General features: G+C 66.2%; 19 protein-coding genes. 7 read left to right on the top strand and 12 right to left on the bottom strand.

Annotated elements, in window-relative coordinates; genetic code table 11:
- The first annotated feature begins 127 nt into the window (after window positions 1-127).
- Entirely contained in the window at window positions 128-1,381 is a 1,254-nt protein-coding gene (locus V9K84_RS00555) for an OprD family porin (protein ID WP_088515516.1), read from the top strand.
- A gap of 97 nt (window positions 1,382-1,478) precedes the next feature.
- On the opposite strand, the gene V9K84_RS00550 is transcribed toward V9K84_RS00555, so the two are convergent.
- Window positions 1,479-2,381, bottom strand: a complete 903-nt coding sequence (locus V9K84_RS00550) for a TauD/TfdA family dioxygenase (RefSeq protein ID WP_088515517.1) — start codon at window positions 2,379-2,381, stop codon at window positions 1,479-1,481.
- 181 nt (window positions 2,382-2,562) lie between these two features.
- Between V9K84_RS00550 and V9K84_RS00545 the strand changes: the two genes are divergently transcribed.
- On the top strand, window positions 2,563-3,489 hold the full coding sequence (locus tag V9K84_RS00545; protein WP_088515518.1) for a LysR family transcriptional regulator: 927 nt from the start codon (window positions 2,563-2,565) through the stop codon (window positions 3,487-3,489).
- Here the strand turns inward: V9K84_RS00545 and V9K84_RS00540 are convergent.
- Complete coding sequence (locus V9K84_RS00540) at window positions 3,446-4,492, bottom strand: ABC transporter substrate-binding protein (protein WP_088515519.1); 1,047 nt, start codon at window positions 4,490-4,492, stop codon at window positions 3,446-3,448. The genes V9K84_RS00545 and V9K84_RS00540 overlap by 44 nt on opposite strands.
- A 268-nt stretch (window positions 4,493-4,760) precedes the next feature.
- On the opposite strand from V9K84_RS00540, the gene V9K84_RS00535 reads away from it, so the two are divergent.
- The 3 genes from V9K84_RS00535 to V9K84_RS00525 are packed head-to-tail and all read left to right on the top strand — an operon-like array spanning window position 4,761 to window position 8,779.
- Window positions 4,761-6,347, top strand: a complete 1,587-nt coding sequence (locus V9K84_RS00535; RefSeq protein ID WP_088515520.1) for an ABC transporter permease — start codon at window positions 4,761-4,763, stop codon at window positions 6,345-6,347.
- A complete protein-coding gene (locus tag V9K84_RS00530) occupies window positions 6,344-7,168 on the top strand; it encodes an ABC transporter ATP-binding protein (protein WP_043860759.1) in 825 nt (274 codons plus the stop codon). Before V9K84_RS00535 ends, V9K84_RS00530 begins: the two co-directional genes overlap by 4 nt.
- Before the next feature lie 9 nt (window positions 7,169-7,177).
- A complete protein-coding gene (locus V9K84_RS00525) occupies window positions 7,178-8,779 on the top strand; it encodes an arylsulfatase (RefSeq protein WP_058540909.1) in 1,602 nt (533 codons plus the stop codon).
- On the opposite strand, the gene V9K84_RS00520 is transcribed toward V9K84_RS00525, so the two are convergent.
- A complete protein-coding gene (locus V9K84_RS00520; RefSeq protein ID WP_054914803.1) occupies window positions 8,751-9,443 on the bottom strand; it encodes a Crp/Fnr family transcriptional regulator in 693 nt (230 codons plus the stop codon). The two genes, V9K84_RS00525 and V9K84_RS00520, sit on opposite strands and share 29 nt — an antisense overlap.
- An 89-nt stretch (window positions 9,444-9,532) precedes the next feature.
- On the opposite strand from V9K84_RS00520, the gene V9K84_RS00515 reads away from it, so the two are divergent.
- The gene (locus tag V9K84_RS00515; RefSeq protein WP_088515521.1) at window positions 9,533-10,057 is read left to right on the top strand and encodes an Mpo1-like protein; all 525 of its coding nucleotides are present in this window, start codon (window positions 9,533-9,535) and stop codon (window positions 10,055-10,057) included.
- A gap of 85 nt (window positions 10,058-10,142) precedes the next feature.
- Here V9K84_RS00515 and pcaC read toward each other — a convergent pair whose 3' ends face one another.
- The 9 genes from pcaC to pcaR form a co-directional block, all read right to left on the bottom strand.
- Complete coding sequence (gene pcaC / locus V9K84_RS00510; RefSeq protein WP_043860755.1) at window positions 10,143-10,535, bottom strand: 4-carboxymuconolactone decarboxylase; 393 nt, start codon at window positions 10,533-10,535, stop codon at window positions 10,143-10,145.
- Window positions 10,536-10,545: 10 nt separating this feature from the next.
- The gene (pcaD, locus tag V9K84_RS00505; protein WP_054914805.1) at window positions 10,546-11,337 is read right to left on the bottom strand and encodes a 3-oxoadipate enol-lactonase; all 792 of its coding nucleotides are present in this window, start codon (window positions 11,335-11,337) and stop codon (window positions 10,546-10,548) included.
- 11 nt (window positions 11,338-11,348) lie between these two features.
- Complete coding sequence (locus V9K84_RS00500; RefSeq protein ID WP_088515522.1) at window positions 11,349-12,713, bottom strand: 3-carboxy-cis,cis-muconate cycloisomerase; 1,365 nt, start codon at window positions 12,711-12,713, stop codon at window positions 11,349-11,351.
- Window positions 12,714-12,725: 12 nt separating this feature from the next.
- Complete coding sequence (locus tag V9K84_RS00495; protein ID WP_088515523.1) at window positions 12,726-14,015, bottom strand: MFS family transporter; 1,290 nt, start codon at window positions 14,013-14,015, stop codon at window positions 12,726-12,728.
- A 120-nt stretch (window positions 14,016-14,135) separates the two neighbouring features.
- On the bottom strand, window positions 14,136-15,341 hold the full coding sequence (gene pcaF / locus V9K84_RS00490) for a 3-oxoadipyl-CoA thiolase (RefSeq protein WP_173925075.1): 1,206 nt from the start codon (window positions 15,339-15,341) through the stop codon (window positions 14,136-14,138).
- Window positions 15,338-16,117 carry a CoA-transferase subunit beta gene (locus V9K84_RS00485; RefSeq protein WP_043860750.1) on the bottom strand — a complete coding sequence of 260 codons (780 nt, stop codon included), beginning with the start codon at window positions 16,115-16,117 and terminating at the stop codon, window positions 15,338-15,340. The genes pcaF and V9K84_RS00485 overlap by 4 nt, the downstream gene beginning before the upstream one ends.
- Entirely contained in the window at window positions 16,114-16,974 is an 861-nt protein-coding gene (locus V9K84_RS00480; RefSeq protein ID WP_043860749.1) for a CoA transferase subunit A, read from the bottom strand. Before V9K84_RS00480 ends, V9K84_RS00485 begins: the two co-directional genes overlap by 4 nt.
- 237 nt (window positions 16,975-17,211) lie before the next feature.
- Window positions 17,212-18,558, bottom strand: coding sequence for an MFS transporter (locus V9K84_RS00475; RefSeq protein WP_043860748.1), 1,347 nt, complete (start codon window positions 18,556-18,558; stop codon window positions 17,212-17,214).
- Window positions 18,559-18,842: 284 nt separating this feature from the next.
- Complete coding sequence (gene pcaR, locus V9K84_RS00470) at window positions 18,843-19,718, bottom strand: pca regulon transcriptional regulator PcaR (RefSeq protein WP_173925037.1); 876 nt, start codon at window positions 19,716-19,718, stop codon at window positions 18,843-18,845.
- Between the two features lie 342 nt (window positions 19,719-20,060).
- Between pcaR and V9K84_RS00465 the strand changes: the two genes are divergently transcribed.
- Entirely contained in the window at window positions 20,061-20,261 is a 201-nt protein-coding gene (locus V9K84_RS00465) for a hypothetical protein (protein ID WP_043860747.1), read from the top strand.
- Window positions 20,262-20,321: the final 60 nt, after the last annotated feature.

Here is a 20,321-nt window from a genome sequence, read left to right as displayed (position 1 = left end):
AAAGTAACCAGACAGTTAGTGTTCGGTTACCGCCCAATTCCGCCTGTAACGAATTGATTCCCCCCTGCCTGCCACAGCACCATCCATCCGCCATCGCCCCAACATAAAAACAAGAGACGCCCTAACGATGAACACTTTCCAGCCCGCACGTCACCTGTTCCCCGGCCTGCTTGCCATAAGCTGCGCCCTGCCCGCCCTGGCCGACGAAGGGGGCTTTGTCGAAGACGCCAAGGTTGGCCTCAACCTGCGCAACTTCTACATCAACCGCAATTTCGTCGACCCGGCCAACCCCCAGGGCAAGGGCGAGGAATGGACCCAGAGTTTCATCCTCGACGCCAAGTCCGGCTTCACCCAGGGCACCGTCGGCTTCGGCGTCGACGTGCTGGGCCTGTACTCGGTCAAGCTCGACGGCGGCAAGGGTACCGCCGGCACGCACCTGTTGCCGGTACACGATGACGGCCGCCCGGCCGATGACTTCGGACGCCTGGGCGTGGCGCTCAAGGCCAAGGTCTCCAAGACCGAGCTGAAGGTCGGCGAATGGATGCCGGTACTGCCGATCCTGCGTTCGGACGACGGCCGCTCGCTGCCGCAGACCTTTCGCGGCGGCCAGCTGACCTCCCAGGAAATCGACGGCCTGACCCTGTATGCCGGGCAATTTCGCGGCAACAGCCCGCGCAACGACGCGAGCATGGACGACATGTCCATGAACGGCCGCGCCGGTATCACCTCCGACCGCTTCAACTTTGCCGGTGGCGAGTACACCTTCAACGACAAGCGCACCCTGGTCGGGGTGTGGAACGCCCAGCTCAAGGACATCTACAACCAGCAATACATCAACCTGGTGCACAGCCAGCCGCTGGGCGACTGGACCCTGGGCGCCAACCTGGGCTACTTCATCGGCAAAGAAGACGGCGCCGAGCGTGCCGGCAAGCTCGACAACCGCACCGCCTCGGCGCTGCTTTCGGCACGCTATGGCAGCAACACCTTCTACGTGGGGCTGCAGAAGGTCAGCGGCGACGACTTGTGGATGCGGGTCAACGGCACCAGTGGCGGCACCCTGGCCAACGACAGCTACAACGCCAGCTTCGACAATGCCAAGGAGCGCTCCTGGCAGCTGCGTCACGACTTCAACTTCGCCGGGCTTGGCGTGCCGGGGCTGACCCTGATGAACCGCTACATCAAGGGCGACAACGTGCACACCGCCGTGGTCAGCGACGGCAAGGAATGGGCGCGGGAATCGGAGCTGGCGTACGTGATCCAGTCCGGCAGCCTGAAGAACCTGTCGTTCAAATGGCGCAACTCGACCATGCGCCGCGACTTCAGCACCAATGCATTCGACGAGAACCGCCTGATCGTCAGCTACCCGATCAGCTTTCTCTGAACCCCTTCGCCGGCAAGGCCGGCTCCTACAGGCCCGCGCTACCCTTGTAGGAGCCGGCCTTGCCGGCGAATAGGTATGTTCAGACACTACAAACTCATTACCCCTTCAGCGTGCGGCTACGCTGCCCCTGCACCCCCACCGGCACATCCCCCTGCAGCGTTACCCGGCGGACCACGCGCCCCTGGGTACCGTAGTCATCCACCGCATAATGCTGGGTCGCGCGGTTGTCCCAGATCGCCACGTCCCCGGCCTGCCAGCGCCAGCGCACGGTGTTCTCCAGGCGCGTCACATGGCTCTGCAGCAGGTTGAACAGGTGATCCGAATCGGCCTTCGAATAGCCCTTGATGCGCTTCACGAAATGCCCCAGCAGCAGGTGCTTCTCACCGCTCACCGGGTGCACCCGCACCACCGGATGCTCGGTCTCGTACACCGTCGAAGTGAACACCTTGCGGTAGTTCTCCAACTGCTCGAGGCTCACGTTCGGCTTGGTCGCGGCATAGTCGTACTCGTTGCTGTGCACCGCCCACAATTGCTCGGCCAGCGCCTGCAAGGCCGGTGACAGGTCATCGTACGCGCTGGCGGTATTGGCCCACACCGTATCGCCCCCCGACGCGGGCGCCACCACCGAACGCAGGATCGACGCCTTGGGGTACGCCTCGACGAAGGTCACGTCGGTGTGCCAGGAGTTGGCCCGACGCCCTTGCCCGCCATCGAGTTCCAGCAGGTAGCGGGTGCCGTCGCGCACCGGCACGGTCGGGTGCGCGATAGGCTCGCCCAGCAGGTGCGCGAAGGCCTCCTGGGTCTGGTCGTCCAGCTGCGTCTGGCCCCTGAAGAAGATCACCTTGTGCTGCACCAGCGCGGCCTGGATCGCCTCCACCACCGCCGGGGCCAGGTCGGCGCCCAGTGTCACCCCACGAATTTCGGCACCGATGCGCCCGGCCACCGGATGAATCTCCAGCGCATGGCTGACAGGTGCTGCGGCAAATGCGGCGTTGCTCATGGTTCGTCCCTCATCGGTTGCGTCACGGTAAGTGCCGATGAAACTCTGGCGCTATCTATATGCAAATAAGCTCTAACAGATATGCAAGTGCTTCATTGACGGAATAAGAGCTTGCATTTAAAACCCAGACTCCCGGGGCGGCAAATACCTTCGCCCTATTTTTGGAATGCCGGAAAAGCATATGGATCTTCGCCAACTGCGCTACTTCATCGCCCTCACCGAACACCGCAGTTTCGTGCGCGCCGCCGACGCCATGGGCATCACCCAGCCCGCCTTCAGCCGCAGTATCCAGGGCCTGGAGCAGGAGTTCGGCTGTGTGCTGGTGGACCGCGCCAACAAGGATCTGCGCCCCACGCCCGAAGGCCAGGTGGTGCTGCAGCACGCCCTGCGCCTGGTGCAGGGCGCGGCGCAGCTGAGCAGCGAGGTGCAGCAGATGACCAAGCTCGATGCCGGCGAGCTGCGCTTTGGCTGCGGCCCTGCACCGGCGGTGAACCTGGTGCCGCAGGCGGTGGCGCAGTTCATCAACGCCCACCCCAAGGTGCGCACGCATTTCGAGGTTTCAAACTGGGAAACGCTCAGCCGGGCGCTGAGCCGCGAAGAGATCGAGTTCTTCGTCGCCGACATCCGCCACTTCGAAGCCGACCCCAACTTCCAGACCCTGGCCCTGACCCCGCGCCGCGGCCTGTTCTTCTGCCGCCCCGGGCACCCGCTGCTGGCCAAGGACAGCCTCTCGACCAACGACATGTTCGACTACCCGCTGGCCTGTTCGCTGATTCCGCCGGGGGTGCGCAAGCTGCTGGCCAACCTCAGCGGCAAGACCGACTTTTCGCCGCAGATCCAGAGCGAGCACCAACCCACCCTGCTCAAGATCGTGCTCGGCACCAATGCCATCGGCATCGGCAGCGAAGAGGCCTACGGCGCGGCGGTGCAGGCCGGCGAACTGGTGCGCCTGCACTGGCGCAACCTGCCGGCCAACCTCGACAGCTTCAATGCCCGCTGCGGCATCGTCAGCCGCAGCGGCTACCGCCTGTCCCCTGCGGCGCGGGCGATGATCGAGACCCTGATCAACCTTGACCGCCAGCCTGCGCCACAGGCGCTGGTCGGGTAGCCTGCGGCGCCAGCCACTGGTCGACCTTGAACGGTTTGCGAATCAGGCGCTGCTGCGCGGCGAGGTCCACCGAGGCTTGCAGGCAGGCGAGAAAGTCGGGGTCCAGGGTCGAGTCGAACACCGCGCTCAGGCGCTCCTGGCTGAGGTCACGCTGCAGGATCGCCGGCGGGTAGCTGGCACGCTCCGACACCAGCTGGATGTAGGCGTCCTTGTTGGCATCGTCGGTCAGCCATTGCACCGCCGGCTGCTGCGCGGCGACGAACTTCTCGACCACTGCCGGGTACGCATCGACGAAGGCGCCGGCGGCCACCAGCACCGCCTGCACATTGCCCGCCCCGCCCAGATCGCGGGTATTGAGCGGCAGTTCAGCCAGGCCGCGATCAGCCAGCGCACTGATGCCGGTGGAGCCCCAGGTGGCGTCGATCTGCCTGGCCGCCAGGGCAGCGATGGCCGCGCTGAAATCCAGGTTGATGACCTTGAGGTCCTTCTCGCTCAGGCCCTGGCTGGCCAGCGCGGCATCGAACGAAAGCTGCGTGGCGGTGCCACGGAACACCGCCACGCGCTTGCCCTTGAGGTCCTGCAGGGTCTTGATGCCGCTGCCCGGCACCACCCCAAGGTAGTGCTTGACCCCGCGCGCGGTCGCGGCCACCAGGCGGGTGTCGACGCCATTGGCCTTGCCGATGATCGCCGCCAGGTCGCCCAGGTAGGCGAAGTCCACCTGGCCATTGGCGAACGCCTCGTTGATGACCGGCCCCGCACCCTTGAAGTAGTTCCACTGGATGCTGATGCCGTCGGCGGCGAAGGCTTTCTCCAGCAGCTGTTGCTGTTGCAGCACGTCGGTGATGCCACCGCCCGAATGCTGGGTGCCGGCACTCAGGTCGGGCACCGCGATGCGGATCTGCTTGAGCTCGGCGCCCTGCGCCAGTGTCGGCATCCAGCCGATCACGGCGGCCAGTGCGGGGGTGGCGAACAGGCTGAAAACACGATTGATCGACAGGTTCATGGCACACAGCTCCTTGTAATGGTGCGGCCACGCTATCCATAGCGGATGCCAATCTTTAAATACTATTAAATTACATTTTAATAACCATATTACATATAAGCCCTGTCAGGCCCGGCCCTGCGGGGTATGCATTGCACACAACCAAAATATGCTTCGAATGCATTGGCTGCGCGGCGAGTCAGCGGCTTTAAATGCAGTTCTTATCGCTCAATCGAATGTAATTTCTTCTGCATATACCCATAAGAAATATACAAATAGCGAGGCCTGCATGACCCGTACCGCCCTTTCCTCACTGGCCCCCGCCCCTGGCCTGCCGCGTCTGCGCAGCCTGCCCTGGCAGCGCCTGCAAGCCTGGTATCTGCCCCTGCTGCTGGCGGCGGTGTGGTGGCTGGCCAGCCGCAACCACTGGATGAGCGAGCAGATACTGCCACCGCCTGCGCTGGTATGGGACAGCGCCGTGGAACTGGGTCGCGGCGAGGTGTGGGCGCACCTGGCCATCAGCCTGCAACGCCTGCTGCTGGGGCTGGTGGCCGGGGTCGGGGCCGGCTCGGTGCTCGGCGCCTGGCTGGGCTTCAGCCAGCGCGCCGAACGCCTGGTACTGCCGACTTTCAACGCCCTGGCGCAGATCCCCACGCTGGCCTGGGTGCCGCTGTTCATGGTGCTGTTCGGCATCGGCGAAGTGCTCAAGCTGGTGGTGCTGGTCAAGGCGGTGATCGTGCCGGTGACCCTGCACACCCTGGTGGGCGTGCGCGATGCCCAACCGCGCCTGCGCGAAGCGGCGGCGGTACTGCGCCTGCCCACGCACCTGCTGGTTCGCCGGCTGATCCTGCCCGCTGCGCTGCCGGCGTTTCTGGCCGGTGTGCGCCTGGCCCTGGCGGCCGGCTGGACCTCGCTGCTGGCGGTCGAGCTGCTGGCCTCCAGCGAAGGCCTGGGCTACCTGATGGTGTGGGCACGGCAACTGTTCATGCTCGACATCGTGTTCGTGTGCATCGCCGTGATCGGCGTGCTCGGGCTGCTAATGGACCGCGGCCTGGGCTGGCTCGACCGGCGCCTGCTGCACTGGCCGCACCCGGCCACCGCACAACTGCGGGTGCGCCCGCTGCGTGGCTGGCAGCGCCTGCATGCCCTGGGCCTGCCGCTGGCGCTGCTGGTGCTGTGGCAACTGGCAAGCCAGTACGGTTGGGTCGATGCGAACATCCTGGTGGCGCCGCTGGAGGTGGTGCACAGCACCTGGGCCGGCGTGCTCGACGGCACCTTGAGCGGCGCGCTGGCCGTCAGCGTCGGGCGAGCGCTGGGCGGCCTGCTGCTGGGCGGCAGCCTGGGCTTTGCCTTCGGCCTGCTGCTGGGCCTGTCGCGTCGCGCCGAGCGCCTGCTGGGCCCGAGCCTGGCCGGGCTGCGCCAGATCGCGATCTTCGCCTGGGTACCGCTGCTGACCGCCTGGTTCGGCCTGGGCGAACTGGCCAAATGGGTATTCGTCGGCCTGGCGGCATTCTTCCCGCTGTTCATCGCCACCCAGCGCGCGGTTGCCAGCCTGCCTGCGCAGCTCGACGAAGCCGCCCGCGTGCTGCGCCTGAGCGGTGCCCAGCGCCTGCGCAGGCTGGTGCTACCGGGCGCCGCGCCGGGCATCTTCGCCGGGTTGCGGGTCGGCCTGATCTACGCCTGGCTGGGCACCATCGGCGCCGAGTACTTCATGCCGTCCGGCGGCGGCATCGGCAGCCTGATGATCGGCGCCCAGCAACTGCTGCGCATGGACCTGATCATGGCCGGCATGCTGCTGGTCGGCCTCACCGGCGCCCTGCTCGGCGCCGTCGGACAACACATCGAACTGCGCGCCACGCGCTGGAGACGGGCATGAACGCACTCGCTCACCCACGGGTCAGCTTCAACCAGGTCGGCAAGCGCTTCAGCGTGGCCGACGGCGAACTGGAAGCGATCCGCGATTTCAACCTGCAGATCGCCGACGGCGAATTCGTCGCCATCGTCGGCGCCAGCGGCTGCGGCAAGTCCACCCTGCTGCGCCTGCTGGTGGGCCTGGACGCCGAGTACCAGGGGCAGATCCTGATCGACGGCCAGCCGGTGCACGGCATCGGCAGCGAGCGCGGCATCGTGTTCCAGGAGCACCGCCTGTTCCCCTGGCTGACAGTGGCCGAGAACATCGACCTGGGCCTGGTCAACGAGGGCCTGGAGCGCACCCGGCGCGCCCGGCGGGTGGCCGACTTCATCAGCCTGGTGGGCCTCGAAGACTTTGCCCAGGCCTACCCGCACCAGCTCTCGGGCGGCATGGCCCAGCGCGTGGCGATTGCCCGCGGGCTGGTGGCCAGCCCGCGCATCCTGCTGCTGGACGAACCCTTCGGCGCCCTCGACGCCCTTACCCGCCAGCAGATGCAGGACGAACTGCTGGCCATTCGCGAACGGGCGCGCATCACCACCCTGCTGGTAACCCACGATGTCGAGGAAGCGATATTCCTGGCCGACCGCGTGGTGGTGCTCGAACCGCGCCCGGGGCGGATCAAGCGCATCGTCGAGGTCGACCTGCCGCACCCGCGCCAGCGCGCCAGCCTGGCGTTCCACCGCCTGCGCGAAACCCTGCTGCACGAGCTGACCCACGACGAGCGCTACCTGCCGCCCGCCGTGGAGCAGATCCGCGACCTGCCCCTGACCTACCTTGCCTGCTGAGTGCCGACCATGAGCCAACGCCCCAACTTCCTGATCATCGTTGCCGACGACCTGGGCTTTTCCGACCTGGGTGCCTTCGGCGGCGAAATTGCCACGCCGCACCTGGACGCCCTGGCCAATGCCGGCCTGCGCCTGACCGACTTCCACACCGCGCCCACCTGCTCGCCGACCCGCTCGATGCTGCTGACCGGTACCGACCACCACATCGCCGGCATCGGCACCATGGCCGAGGCGCTGACCCCGGAGCTGATCGGCAAGCCGGGCTACGAGGGTTACCTCAATGACCGCGTGGTGGCGCTGCCCGAGCTGCTGCGCGAGGCCGGCTACCAGACGCTGATGAGCGGCAAGTGGCACCTGGGCCTGAAGGCCGAGCTGGCGCCACATGCGCGTGGCTTCGAACGTTCGTTCGCGCTGCTGCCGGGCGCGGCCAACCACTATGGCTTCGAACCCACCTACGACGAACACACCCCCGGCCTGCTCAAGTCGACCCCGGCGCTGTACATCGAGGACGACACCTTCGTCGAAGCGCTACCCGAAGGTTTCTATTCCTCCGACGCCTTTGGCGACAAGTTGCTGCAGTACCTCAAGGAGCGCGACCAGAGCCGGCCGTTCTTCGCCTACCTGCCATTCTCCGCGCCGCACTGGCCGTTGCAGGCGCCGGCCGAGGTGGTGGCGCGCTACAAGGGGCGCTACGACGCCGGGCCCGAAGTACTGCGCCAGGAGCGCCTTGAAAAACTGCGCGCCCTAGGCCTGATCGGCGCCGAGGTGCAGGCGCACCCGGTGGATGAACAATGGCAGGCGCTGAGCGACGAACAGCGCCAGCGCTCGGCACGCGCCATGGAGGTGTACGCGGCGATGGTCGAGCGCATGGACTGGAACATCGGCCGGGTGCTCGGCTACCTGCGCAACCAGGGCCTGCTGGACAACACCCTGGTGCTGTTCATGTCCGACAACGGTGCCGAGGGCGCGCTGCTCGAAGCCTTCCCCAAGTTCGGCCCGCACCTGGCCAGCTACCTGGACCAGCACTACGACAACAGCCTGGACAACATCGGCCGCGCCAACTCCTACGTGTGGTACGGCCCGCACTGGGCCCAGGCGGCCACCGCACCGTCGCGGCTGTTCAAGGCCTTCACCACCGAGGGCGGCATTCGCGTGCCGGCCCTGCTGCACTACCCGGCACTGGCGCGCCAGGGGCAGATCAGCCATCAGTTCAGCACCGTGATGGACATCACCCCGACCCTGCTGGACCTGGCCGGCATCCGCCACCCGGGCAAACGCTGGCGCGGGCGCGACGTGGCGCCGCTGCGCGGCAAGTCGTGGCTGGGCTACCTGTCGGGCGAGACCGAGCAGGTACACGACGAGCACACCGTCACCGGCTGGGAGCTGTTCGGGCGCCGGGCGATTCGCCAGGGGCACTGGAAGGCGGTGTACATTCCAGGCCCGGTGGGGCCGGCCACCTGGCAGCTGTACGACCTGAGCATCGATCCCGGCGAGGTCCACGACCTGGCGCAGGCGCAGCCGGCAAAGCTGCAGGCCCTGCTCGGCGAATGGCAGAAGTACGTCGAGGAAACCGGGGTGATCCTCAGCCAGTCGCCGTTCCAGCCGGATTAGCCATCAGTGCCAGGCGCGCGGGGTCGAGAATCTCGATCTCGCCGTAGCTCAGGCGCAGCACGCCATCCTGCTCCAGCGCCTTGAGAATCTGGTTGGTGGTCTGGCGCGACAGCGCGAGCATCAGCGCCAGTTGCTCCTGGGACAATTGCAACACCCTCCTGGCCCCCTCCACTTCGCCGTAACCGGCGGCGATCTGCAGCAGCCGGTAGGCCACCCGCGGCGCGGCACTCATCAGGCTCTGCTGCTCCAGCGCGACAAAGGCCAGGCGCAGCTTGTGGCTCATCAGCAAGGCGAATTCACGCCAGTAATGCGGTTGCGCATCCAGCAATTTCACCAGCGCGCCCTGGGGCACCCGCAGCAGGTGGGTGGCACCTTCTGCATAGGCGTCGTGGGTGCGTGGCTGGTCGTCGAACAGGCAGATCTCGCCGAACCAGTGCGGGGCCTCGATCAGGGTCAGCACCGCCTCCTTGCCCTGGGCGCTGACCGCACCGATGCGGATGGCGCCATCGAGCACCGCGTACAGTCCGCAAGGCGGGTCGCCGCGCTGGAACAGGCAGGCGCCGGCCTCCAGGCTCACGGGCCGGGCCAGGTGCAGCAGGCTATCCTGCAGGGTAGCGGGCAACTGTTTGAACCAGTGACCCTGGCGCAAGGTTGAAGCGTTCATCGGGGGCCTCGTGGTGACACTGTCGGCTAGCCGACAGACGACGGTGCCTGCGCAGGGCAAGCTCGGGCAATCCTACAGGAGGAACAACAATGAAAAGCCTCGTCGAGCACCTGAGTCAATACGCGGCCTACCACCGCGACCCACGCAACATCGCCACGCACTTCGTGGGTATCCCGCTGATCGTGGTGGCGGTCACGGTGCTGCTGTCGCGTCCGGGCATGGCATTGGGCGGGGGGTGGCTGTCGCCTGCATTGCTGGTGGCGCTGTGGTCGGCGTGGTTCTACCTGCGCCTGGACACCCGCTTCGGGTTGCTGATGAGCGTGTTGCTGGGCTTGTGCCTGTGGGCCGGGCAGGTACTGGCGGCTCAGAGCACGCTGGTGTGGCTGAGTGCGGGGCTGGGGCTGTTCGTGGTGGGCTGGGCGATCCAGTTCGTCGGCCACTATTACGAGGGGCGCAAGCCGGCGTTTGTGGACGACATCAGCGGGCTGATCGTGGGGCCGTTGTTCGTGGTGGCGGAGATGGCGTTCGTGCTGGGGTTGCGCGGGGAGTTGAAGCGGTCGATCGAGGCGAATGCGGGGCCGGTGGGTAGTCGCTCGAAAAAGGCGGCGATCTGAAGGCCCGTTCGCCGGCAAGGCCGGCTCCTACAACGGCACGCACACACTGTAGGAGCCAGCCTTGCTGGCGAAGAGGCCCTGAAGATCAGGCGCGGGATTCGACGCCCAGTTCATCCCACACCGACTCCGCCAGGTGGAACGTGGCATTGGCCGCCGGGATCCCGCAATAGATCGCGCTCTGCATCAGCACTTCCTTGATCTCTTCGCGGGTCACGCCGTTGTTCGCCGCCGCCCGCAAGTGCAGCTTCAGCTCTTCATTGCGGTTCATGCCGATCAGCATCGCGATGGTGATCAGGCTGCGGGTATGGCGTGGCAACCCCGGCCGCGTCCAGATATCGCCCCACGCGTGCCGGGTGATCATTTCCTGGAACTCGCCGTTGAACTCGGTGAGGTTGCTAAGGCTGCGGTCCACATGGGCATCGCCCAGTACCGCACGCCGCACCTGCATGCCGGCCTCGTAACGTTCTTTTTCGTCCACAACCTACTCCTCAGCGGGCCAGCAGAAAATCGATCACGCGGCGGCTGAACGGCGCGCCGACTTCAACGTTGGACAGGTGCGCCGCCTGGAACTCGGCATACTCGGCACCCACCACATGCTCCTGGATGAAGCGCCCGCCAGCCGGCGGCGTGACCGCATCGGCACTGCCGGAAATCACCAGCAGCGGCACCTTGATCTCACCCAGCTGGTCCCGGAAGTCCGCATCGCGCACCGCGCCGCAGTTGGCCGCATAGCCATCGGGCGAAGTGCCCGCCAGCATGTCGGTGATGCGCTTGGCCTGGTCCGGGTTGGCCTGCGCATAGGCCTTGGTGAACCAGCGCTCGATGGAGGCGTCGCGCAGCCCCACCATCGCCGCCTCGCGGTCGCGCAACACCATGTCGATGCGCGGGTTCCAGACCTCGTCGTTGCCGATCTTGGCTGCGGTGTTGCACACGATCAGGCGGTTCAGGCGCTCGCCGGCATGGATGCCCAGCCACTGCCCGATCAGCCCGCCCATGGACAGGCCGCAGAAATGCGCCCGCTCGATTTTCAGCGCGTCCAGCAGTGCCAGCACGTCACGCCCCAGTTGCTCGATGCTGTATGGCCCCTCGGTCACCAGCGACTGGCCATGCCCGCGGGTGTCGTAGCGCAGTACCCGAAAATGCGCGGCAAATGCCGGCAGTTGCGGGTCCCACATGGTGTGGTCGGTGCCCAGCGAGTTGGACAGCACCAGCACCGGTGCGCCCTCGGGCCCGTCGAGCCGGTAGTTCAGTACGCCATCAGCGAGTTGTACGCTAGCCACAACGGCCTCCTTCAACGCTTGAATTGTTGGTGTTCAGCCACCGCCCGCGCCACCCACACGCGGGCCTGGCCCAGGTAATGAGCAGGGTCGAGCAGGCGGTCGAGTTCGTCCGCCGACAGCTCGGCAGTCACCTGCGGATCGTCGCCCAGCACGTCGCGCAGCTGACGCTGTTCGGCCACCGCACGCTTGCAGCAGGTTTCCAGCAGGTGGTGTGCGGTGTCCCGGCCCAGTCGCTGGGCCAGCACGATGCTGACCGCCTCGGCCAGCACCAGGCCCTGGGTCAGGTCGAGGTTGCGGCGCATGCGCGCAGCATCCACTTCCAGGCCCTCGGCAATCACCTGGGCCTGGCGCAGGGCGCCGGACACCAGGCAGCAGATCTCGGGCAGGGTTTCCCATTCGGCATGCCACAGGCCCAGGCTGCGCTCGTGCTCCTGGGGCATGGCCGCGAACAGCGTGGACACCAGCCCCGGTACACGGGTAGCGGCGCCGATCAGCACCGCCGCGCCCACCGGGTTGCGCTTGTGCGGCATGGTCGACGAGCCACCCTTGCCCGGCGCAGCAGGCTCGAACACCTCCGCCGCCTCGGTCTGCATCAGCAGGCTAACGTCGCGTCCCAGCTTGCCCAGGCTGCCGGCGATCATGCCCAGCACCGAGGCGAACTCCACCAGGCGGTCACGCTGGGTATGCCAGGGCTGCTCGGGCAGGCTCAGCTTGAGCTGCCCGGCCAGCGCCTCGGCCACCGGCAATGCCTTGTTGCCCAGCGCCGCCAGGGTGCCGGAGGCGCCGCCGAACTGCAGGCTCAGCAGGCGCGGCTTGAGCTCCTGCAGGCGCTGACGGTGACGGGTGAGTGCACCGAGCCAGCCGGCGACCTTCATGCCCAGGGTCACGGGCGTTGCATGTTGCAGCCAGGTGCGCCCGGCCAGCGGCGTGTCGGCATGCTGCAGCGCCTGGTGCGCCAGGCTGTCGGCCAGGCGCGCCAGGTCGGCTTCGATCAGGCCCAGGGCATCGCGCAATTGCAGCACCAGCCCGGTGTCCATCGCATCCTGGCTGGTAGCGCCCAGGTGCACGAAGCGCTCGGCTTCGGGCACGCCGCTGGCAATCACCTTGCCCAGCGCCTTGACCAGCGGGATGGCCGAGTTGCCGGCCACCGCGATGGCCTCGGCCAGGGCCGCGAAGTCATAGCGCTCGGCCTGGCAGGCCGCTTCGATCGGTGCCACCGCCACCTGCGGGATCAGCCCCACCGCCGCTTCGGCGCGGGCCAACGCGGCTTCGAAATCGAGCATGCCCTGCACCCGGCCACGGTCGGAAAACACGGCGCGCATGGCCGGCGCGGTGAAGTAGGCATCGAACAGCTGATTGCCCGGACGTTGGTTCATCGGTGGTCCTTCTCAATGATCGTGGTGCAGGTACGCCGCCTGCTTGGGCAGGCGCAGGCTGAACAGGAAGGCAATCGCCATCATCACCGTAACGTACCAGTAAAAGGCGTTTTCCATGTTCAGCGACTTGAGCCCCAGTGCCACATATTCGGCCGAGCCGCCGAAGATCGCGTTGGCCACCGCGTAGGCCAGGCCCACGCCCAGCGCACGTACCTGCGGCGGGAACATCTCGGCTTTGACCAGCCCGCTGATCGAGGTGTAGAAGCTCACGATGGCCAGCGCCAGGGTGATCAGCACAAAGGCCAGGAACGGGCTGGTGACGGTTTTCAGGGTAAGCAGGATCGGCACCGTGCACAGGGTGCCCAGGGCGCCGAACCAGAGCATCGAGGTGCGCCGGCCGATGCGGTCCGAGAGCATGCCGAACAGCGGCTGCATGCACATGTACAGGAACAGTGCACCGGTCATGATGAAGCTGGCGGTCTTGGCGCTCATGCCCGCAGTGTTCACCAGGTACTTCTGCATGTAGGTGGTGAAGGTGTAGAAGATCAGCGAGCCGCCGGCGGTGTAGCCAAGCACGGTGATGAACGCCGCCTTGTGGTTGCGGAACAGGCCGCCGAGGCTGCCCGCGTCCTTGTCGTTGCGGGTTTCGGCGCTGCTGGTCTCTTCCAGCGAGCGACGCAGGAACAGCGAGATCACCGCCGCGATGGCACCCACCACGAACGGGATGCGCCAGCCCCAGGCGCGCAGCTCCTCTTCGGTGAGCAGTTGCTGCAGGATCACCACCACCAGCACCGCCAGCAGTTGCCCGCCGATCAGGGTCACGTACTGGAACGAAGCAAAGAAGCCGCGCTGGCCGCGCAGCGCCACCTCGCTCATGTAGGTGGCGGTGGTGCCGTATTCGCCGCCCACCGACAGGCCCTGGAACAGCCGCGCCAGCAACAGCAGCGCCGGTGCCCAGGCACCGATGCTGGCGTAGGTCGGCAGGCAGGCGATCACCAGCGAGCCGGCGCACATCATCAGCACCGAGATCATCATCGAATTCTTGCGCCCGTGGCGGTCGGCCACACGGCCGAACAGCCAGCCGCCGATGGGCCGCATCAGGAACCCGGCGGCGAACACGCCGGCGGTGTTGAGCAGCTGCACCGTCGGGTCGTCGGAGGGGAAGAAAGCCGGGGCAAAGTAGATCGCGCAGAAGGCATAGACGTAGAAGTCGAACCATTCCACGAGGTTGCCCGAGGAGGCACCGACGATGGCGAAAATGCGTTTGCTGCGTTCTTCGCCGGTGTAATGGATTGAAGTCATGGCAATTCACTCTGGGAGGATGTCTGAAGTCTAGACACACTCGGTAACACTCACGTTCCACAGAACAATCACCCCGCTGCCCCGACCTTGCGTGGAGGTCGCAGCAGCGAGGTCATTGATTTACACGCGCTCGATGGCCAGGGCCAGGCCCTGCCCGACACCCACGCACATGGTCGCCAGGCCTTTGCGCCCGCCGGATTTCTCCAGCTGGTGCAGCGCTGTCAGCACCAGGCGTGCGCCGCTCATGCCCAACGGGTGACCCAGGGCAATGGCGCCGCCGTTGGGGTTGACCTGCGGCGCGTCGTCGGCAATGCCGAGTTCGCGCAGCACGGCCAGGCCTTGGCTGGCGAACGCTTCGTTGAGCTCGATCACGTCGAAATCGGTGACCGCCACGCCCAGGCGCTCGATCAGCTTGCGCACCGCCGGCACCGGGCCGATGCCCATTACCCGGGGGGCAACGCCGGCACTGGCCATGCCGAGCACGCGCGCGCGCGGGGTCAGGCCATGCTTTTGCACCGCCTCGGCCGACGCCAGTATCAGCGCCGCGGCGCCGTCGTTGACGCCCGAGGCGTTGCCGGCGGTGACCGTCTTGTCCGCGCCGTTGACCGGCTTGAGCCTGGCCAGGGCTTCGAGGGTGGTATCGGCGCGCGGGTGTTCGTCGTGCTCGACCACGGTCTCGCCCTTCTTGTGCGCGATGCGCACCGGCACGATCTCTTCGGCGAAGTAGCCGGCGGCCTGGGCCTTGGCGGTGCGCTGCTGGCTGCGCAGGGCGAAGGCATCCTGGTCGGCGCGCGATACCTGATAGTCGTCGGCCACGTTGTCGGCGGTCTGCGGCATCGCGTCCACGCCGTACTGGGCCTTCATCAGCGGGTTGATGAAGCGCCAGCCGATGGTGGTGTCTTCCAGCTTCATGTTGCGCGAGTAGGCGCTTTCGGCCTTGCCCATCACGAACGGTGCACGGGACATCGACTCGACGCCGCCGGCAATCGCCAGCTCCATCTCGCCGCTGGCAATGGCGCGAAACGCCGTGCCGATGGCGTCCATGCCCGAAGCGCACAGGCGGTTGAGGGTCACACCCGGCACGCTGTCGGGCAGCCCGGCCAGCAGCAGGGCCATGCGCGCCACGTTGCGGTTGTCTTCACCGGCCTGGTTGGCGCAGCCGAAGAACACTTCGTCGAGCTGGTCCCATTGCACCGTGGGGTTGCGCTCGATCAGCGCCTTGAGCGGTACCGCCGCCAGGTCGTCGGCGCGCACGCCGGCCAGGGCGCCGCCGAAGCGGCCGATGGGGGTGCGAATCGCGTCGCAGATGAATACGTCACGCATCAGGCTTCTCCCGGCGCTTGGCCGTGGGCGGCCGCCGTGCGCGCTTCGAGGTCGCGCAGCGCAGTCAGCTCGACTTCGCTCGGCGCCACGGTGGTTTCGACGCTGTCGGCAAAGCGGATCGCCCAGCCGGTGGCGGCGACGATCTGCTCGCGGGTCACACCCGGGTGAATCGAGGTGACCACGAATTCGTTGCTGCCGGCTTCAGGTTCCATGATGCACAGGTCGGTGATGATGCCCACCGGGCCGGCACCGGGCAGGCCCAGGCGTTTGCGCGAGTCGCCGCCTTCGCCGTGGCCGACCGAGGTGATGAAGTCGAGCTTGTCGACGAAGGCGCGCGAGGACTGCTTGAGGATGATCAGCACGGTCTTGGCGGAGCCGGCGATTTCCGGTGCGCCACCGGCACCCGGCAGGCGTACCTTGGGCTGGTGGTAGTCGCCGACCACGGTGGTGTTGATGTTGCCGAAACGGTCGACCTGGGCGGCGCCCAGAAAGCCCACGTCGATGCGCCCGCCCTGCAGCCAGTAGCGGAAGATCTCGCCGGTGGGCACCACGGTATCGGCGGTTTCGGCCAGCTCGCCGTCACCGATGGACAGCGGCAGTACCGTTGGCTTGGCGCCGATAGGGCCCGATTCGTAGATCAATACCACGTCGGGCGAAGAGGTCAGGCGTGCCAGGTTGGCGGCCTTGGACGGCAGGCCGATGCCGACGAAGCACACGGCGCCGTTGCGCAGGCGGCGGGCAGCGGCAACGGTCATCATTTCATTGGTGGAGTAGCTCATTGTGCAGCCTCCGAAGCGCTGGCCAGTTTTGCCTTGAAGGCAGGGAAGTCGGCGGTGCCGCGAATGTATTCGTCGATCCAGGCGGTGAAGGTCTCACGGCTGCGGGCAATCGGGTCCCAGGCCTGGTAGAAGCGGTTGTCACGCTCGGAGTAGCCGTGCGCGTAGGACGGGTGCGCCCCGCCCGGTACCAGGCACACGGCCGACAGTGCCCAGGTGGGCAGCACGCAGGCATTCATTGGCGCGTTGAGGTCGTCGACGATCTCTTCCACGGTGACGATGCAGCGCTTGGCGGCCAGGGCGGCCTCCTTCTGCACACCCAGGATGCCCCACAGCAGCACGTTGCCCTTGCGGTCGGCCTTCTGCGCGTGGATCACGGTGACGTCCGGGCGAACCGACGGCACGGCGGCCAGCACCTCACCGGTGAACGGGCAGGTCACGCTCTTGATCAGCGGGTTGACCTTGGGCAGGTCGGAGCCGGCGTAGGCGCGCAGCACCGCGAACGGCAGGCCCGAGGCACCGGCAACGTAGGCGTTGGCGAGGTCGGCGTGGCTGTGTTCTTCGATTTCCATGGCGTGCGGCCACTGCTTCTCGACCGCGTCACGCAGGCGGTGCAGCGACCCGACACCCGGGTTGCCGCCCCACGAGAAGATCAGCTTGCGGGCGCAGCCGGCGCCGATCAGCTGGTCGTAGATCAGGTCGGGGGTCATGCGCACCAGGGTCAGATCCTTCTTGCCCTGACGAATGATTTCGTGCCCGGCGGCGGTCGGGATCAAATGCGTGAAGCCTTCAAGGGCGACGCTGTCGCCGTCGTTGACGAACTGCTTCACGGCGTCGTGGAGCGAGAGGATTTCAGCCATTGCAGACTCCTGGAGAGCGGTTTCAGAGGTGCCTCTGGGCGGCACCGGCATGAGCTCAGATTAAGGCGGCGCATTGGGCCGTACAATCCGATAATCGCCATAGCGTTCGATTATCGAACGTATTGTTGTTGTGCTAAGAATATGAATCAGGGTGGCTTCATTCGCCGGCAAGGCCGGCTCCTACAGGCTCAGCGCAAACCTGTAGGAGCCGGCCTTGCCGGCGAAGCGTTCAGGGTGTCAGGTCGCGTCAGCGTGGCTCACCACACCCTTGATCACCACCGCCACCGTCGCGATCGCGGCCGGGATCACCAGGGCCGTCAGCACCTGTTCGAAGTTCCAGCCCAGGCCCAGCAACGTGGCGCCCATCCAGGCCCCGAGAATCGCGCCAAACCGGCCGATGCCCAGCATCCACGACACGCCGGTGGCGCGGCCCTGGGTGGGGTAGAAGCGCGCCGCCAGCGACGGCATCGCCGACTGCGCCCCGTTCACGCACATGCCGGCAATCAGCACCAGGGTCGCCAGCAGCGTGATGTTGCCAAGGCTCTGGCCCACCGCGTAGGCGAACACCCCGGCCAGCAGGTAGAAGGTGCCGATCACCTTGTGCGGGTTGTAGCGGTCCATCGCCCAGCCTACCGCCACCGCGCTGAGCACGCCGCCGAACTGGAACAGCGCACCGATGAACGCCGCCTGCTCCATGCTCGCGCCGCTGTCACGCATCAGCGTGGGCAGCCAACTGGTGAGCAGGTAGACGATCACCAGGCCCATGAAATAGGTCAGCCACAACAGCAGCGTGCCGACGCTGTAGGTGCCCGAGAAGATCACCGCGAACACGTTGCGCGCCTTGACCGTCTTCTGTTCCGGCACGCTGAAGCTCGCAGCCTGGTTGACGATGCCCGGCTCGATCGGCGCCAATGTGCGGCGTACCCGGTCGGTGCCCTTGTTGCGCACCACCAGGTAACGCGCCGACTCCGGCAGCCACACCATCAGTACCACCACCAGCAGCAGCGGCAGGATGCCGCCGATCAGCAGCAGGCTGTGCCAGCCGAACATCGGGATCAGCTTGGCGGAAATGAACCCGCCACCGGCCATGCCCAGGTTGAAGCCGCAGAACATGCTGGTGACCAGCAACGACTTGTGCCGCTCGGGGGTGTATTCGGACAGCAGCGTGGTGGCGTTCGGCATGCCGGCGCCCAGGCCCAGGCCGGTCAGAAAGCGCAGCACCAGCAACTGGTCGACGTTGGTGGCATAGGCCGAGGCCAGGCTGAACGCGCCGAACAGCAACACCGCGCCCACCAGCACCACCTTGCGCCCGAAACGGTCGGCCAGCGGCCCCGAGCCCAGCGCACCGAACACCATGCCGATCAGCGCAGCGCTCATCACCGGGCCCAGGCTGGCGCGGTCGATGCCCCAGTCCTGGGACAGTGCCGGCGCAATGAAGCCCATTGCGGCGGTGTCCAGGCCGTCGAGGAACACGATCAGAAAGCACAGGATGACCACCCGCCATTGGTAACGCGACAACGGCTGGGCATTGATGAACGACTGCACATCCAGGCAGTTTCCAACAGCAGCTTGGGGACTATTCATTGTTTTTATCCAGAAGATGCGCGCGAGTGTGCGGGTGCGCGCGTGAACGGCACAGACGGTCGGGTACGGGTCTTTTGGAAAGGGTCAGCTACCGTGCAGCCGGCAGGCGGGCAGGTACAGGCTGAAGCAGGACAGGGTGCAGGTCATGGGGTGTTCTCTCGCTCATTATTATTGGAGGCCGTCAGGAGCCACTTGATGCGAGGGACATTAATAAGGCGCGCGACGCGGCGCAATTCGATAAACGCAAGACTGTGCGTTTATCGAACAGGAACCGCTCGACGCATTCAACTGAACAGCTGGGTACTCAGGTCGCGGCTGGCCGCCACCATGATCGGCAGGAACTTCTGTTCCAGCTCGCTGCGACTCACCCGCCCGGCGTGGGTGCTGATGTTCAGCGCCGCCAGCACCTGGCCGGAGGCGTCGTACACCGGCACCGCGATCGAACGCAGGCCCTGCTCCAGCTCCTGGTCGACCACGCACCAGCCCTGCTCGCGCACCTGCTGGAGGATTTCCAGCAAGGCTGCCGGGTCGTGCACGGTACGGCTGGTCTTGGCCTGCAGGTCGGCGTGCTCCAGGTATTCGTGCAGGGTGGCGTCGTCCAGCGCCGCCAGCAGGATGCGCCCCATCGAGGTGCAATAGGCCGGCAGGCGCCCGCCCACAGACAGGTCCACCGAAATAAGGCGCTGCACCGTCGCCGAGCGGGCGATGTAGAGAATGTCGTCACCTTCGAGGGTGGCCATGTTGCAGGCCTCGTGCAGCTGGTCGCTCATGCGGTCCAGGTACGGCTGCGCCGATACCGCCAATGGCGTCGAGGACAGGTAGGCATGACCCAGGGTCAGCACCTTGGGCAGCAATGAATAGGTGCGCCCGTCGGTGGTGGCATAGCCGAGCTTGATCAGCGTGTGCAGGCAACGGCGAACCGCCGCCCGCGGGATCTCGGTGCGGTGGCTGATCTGGGCGATGGTCAGGTGCCGCTTGCGCTCCTGGAACGCCTGCACCACCGCCAGGCCCCGCGCCAGCGACGTCATGAAATCCGGGTCGCCGGTGAACGCCTGGATGCGCTTGGCCGGCGAGGCCACGATGGGCGGCGCCAACGAAGCGAAAGAGCTGCGCACGTTGTCGTTCAGGCCTGGGCCCTTGCCCCCTGTTTCTTCACTCATGACTCACCTCGGCAAACTTCACTTGGGCGATTATCGAACCATCGGCCGATAATCGCAATTGACCGATGCCTACAATTGCTTATACCTTTCGCCTGCCACATGTGGCTTCTTGGAGAGACTGGTCAGGTACCCACCGTAGAAGTCCCAGGCACGGCCTTGCCCACCAGCAAGGCCGTTTTGCTTCTGCCGGGCTGACAGGCCCCGACAGAAGGTGTAAAACAGCCATTCAGCTGCAGTCACCCTCGTCTTATATAGACGCTCGACACAATGGCCTGCGCCGCTGTCGTCGGGTTAAACGTGCTTGTGTTGAAATCGGCATCAACTCCAACTTCAGGAAACACTGTGACGAAAGATGAACTGCGCGCTGAACTCGAGCGCCAGGAACAACGTTACAAGGACGTTTATGGCGGAGAAGTCACCACATACGCCGCCCAACCAGACCCCGAACGCAAACCCTGGCGCAAACGTGCCAGCCTGCTGGACCAGGCATTTGCCGTGGAACTGCAAAAGATCGAAAAGGAGCTCAGCCCACAGGAGCCCTGACCCTCAGACAAAGCGCCCGCCCCTGGGCACGGCACCGGCACGAAGACGGTGCCTGGGGCG

The organism is Pseudomonas sp. AE27 (genome assembly GCF_037113495.1).
Classification (GTDB): domain Bacteria; phylum Pseudomonadota; class Gammaproteobacteria; order Pseudomonadales; family Pseudomonadaceae; genus Aquipseudomonas; species Aquipseudomonas palmensis.
The sequence above is the reverse complement of the archived record's forward strand: the minus strand, read 5'-3'. Positions and strand labels throughout refer to the sequence as shown.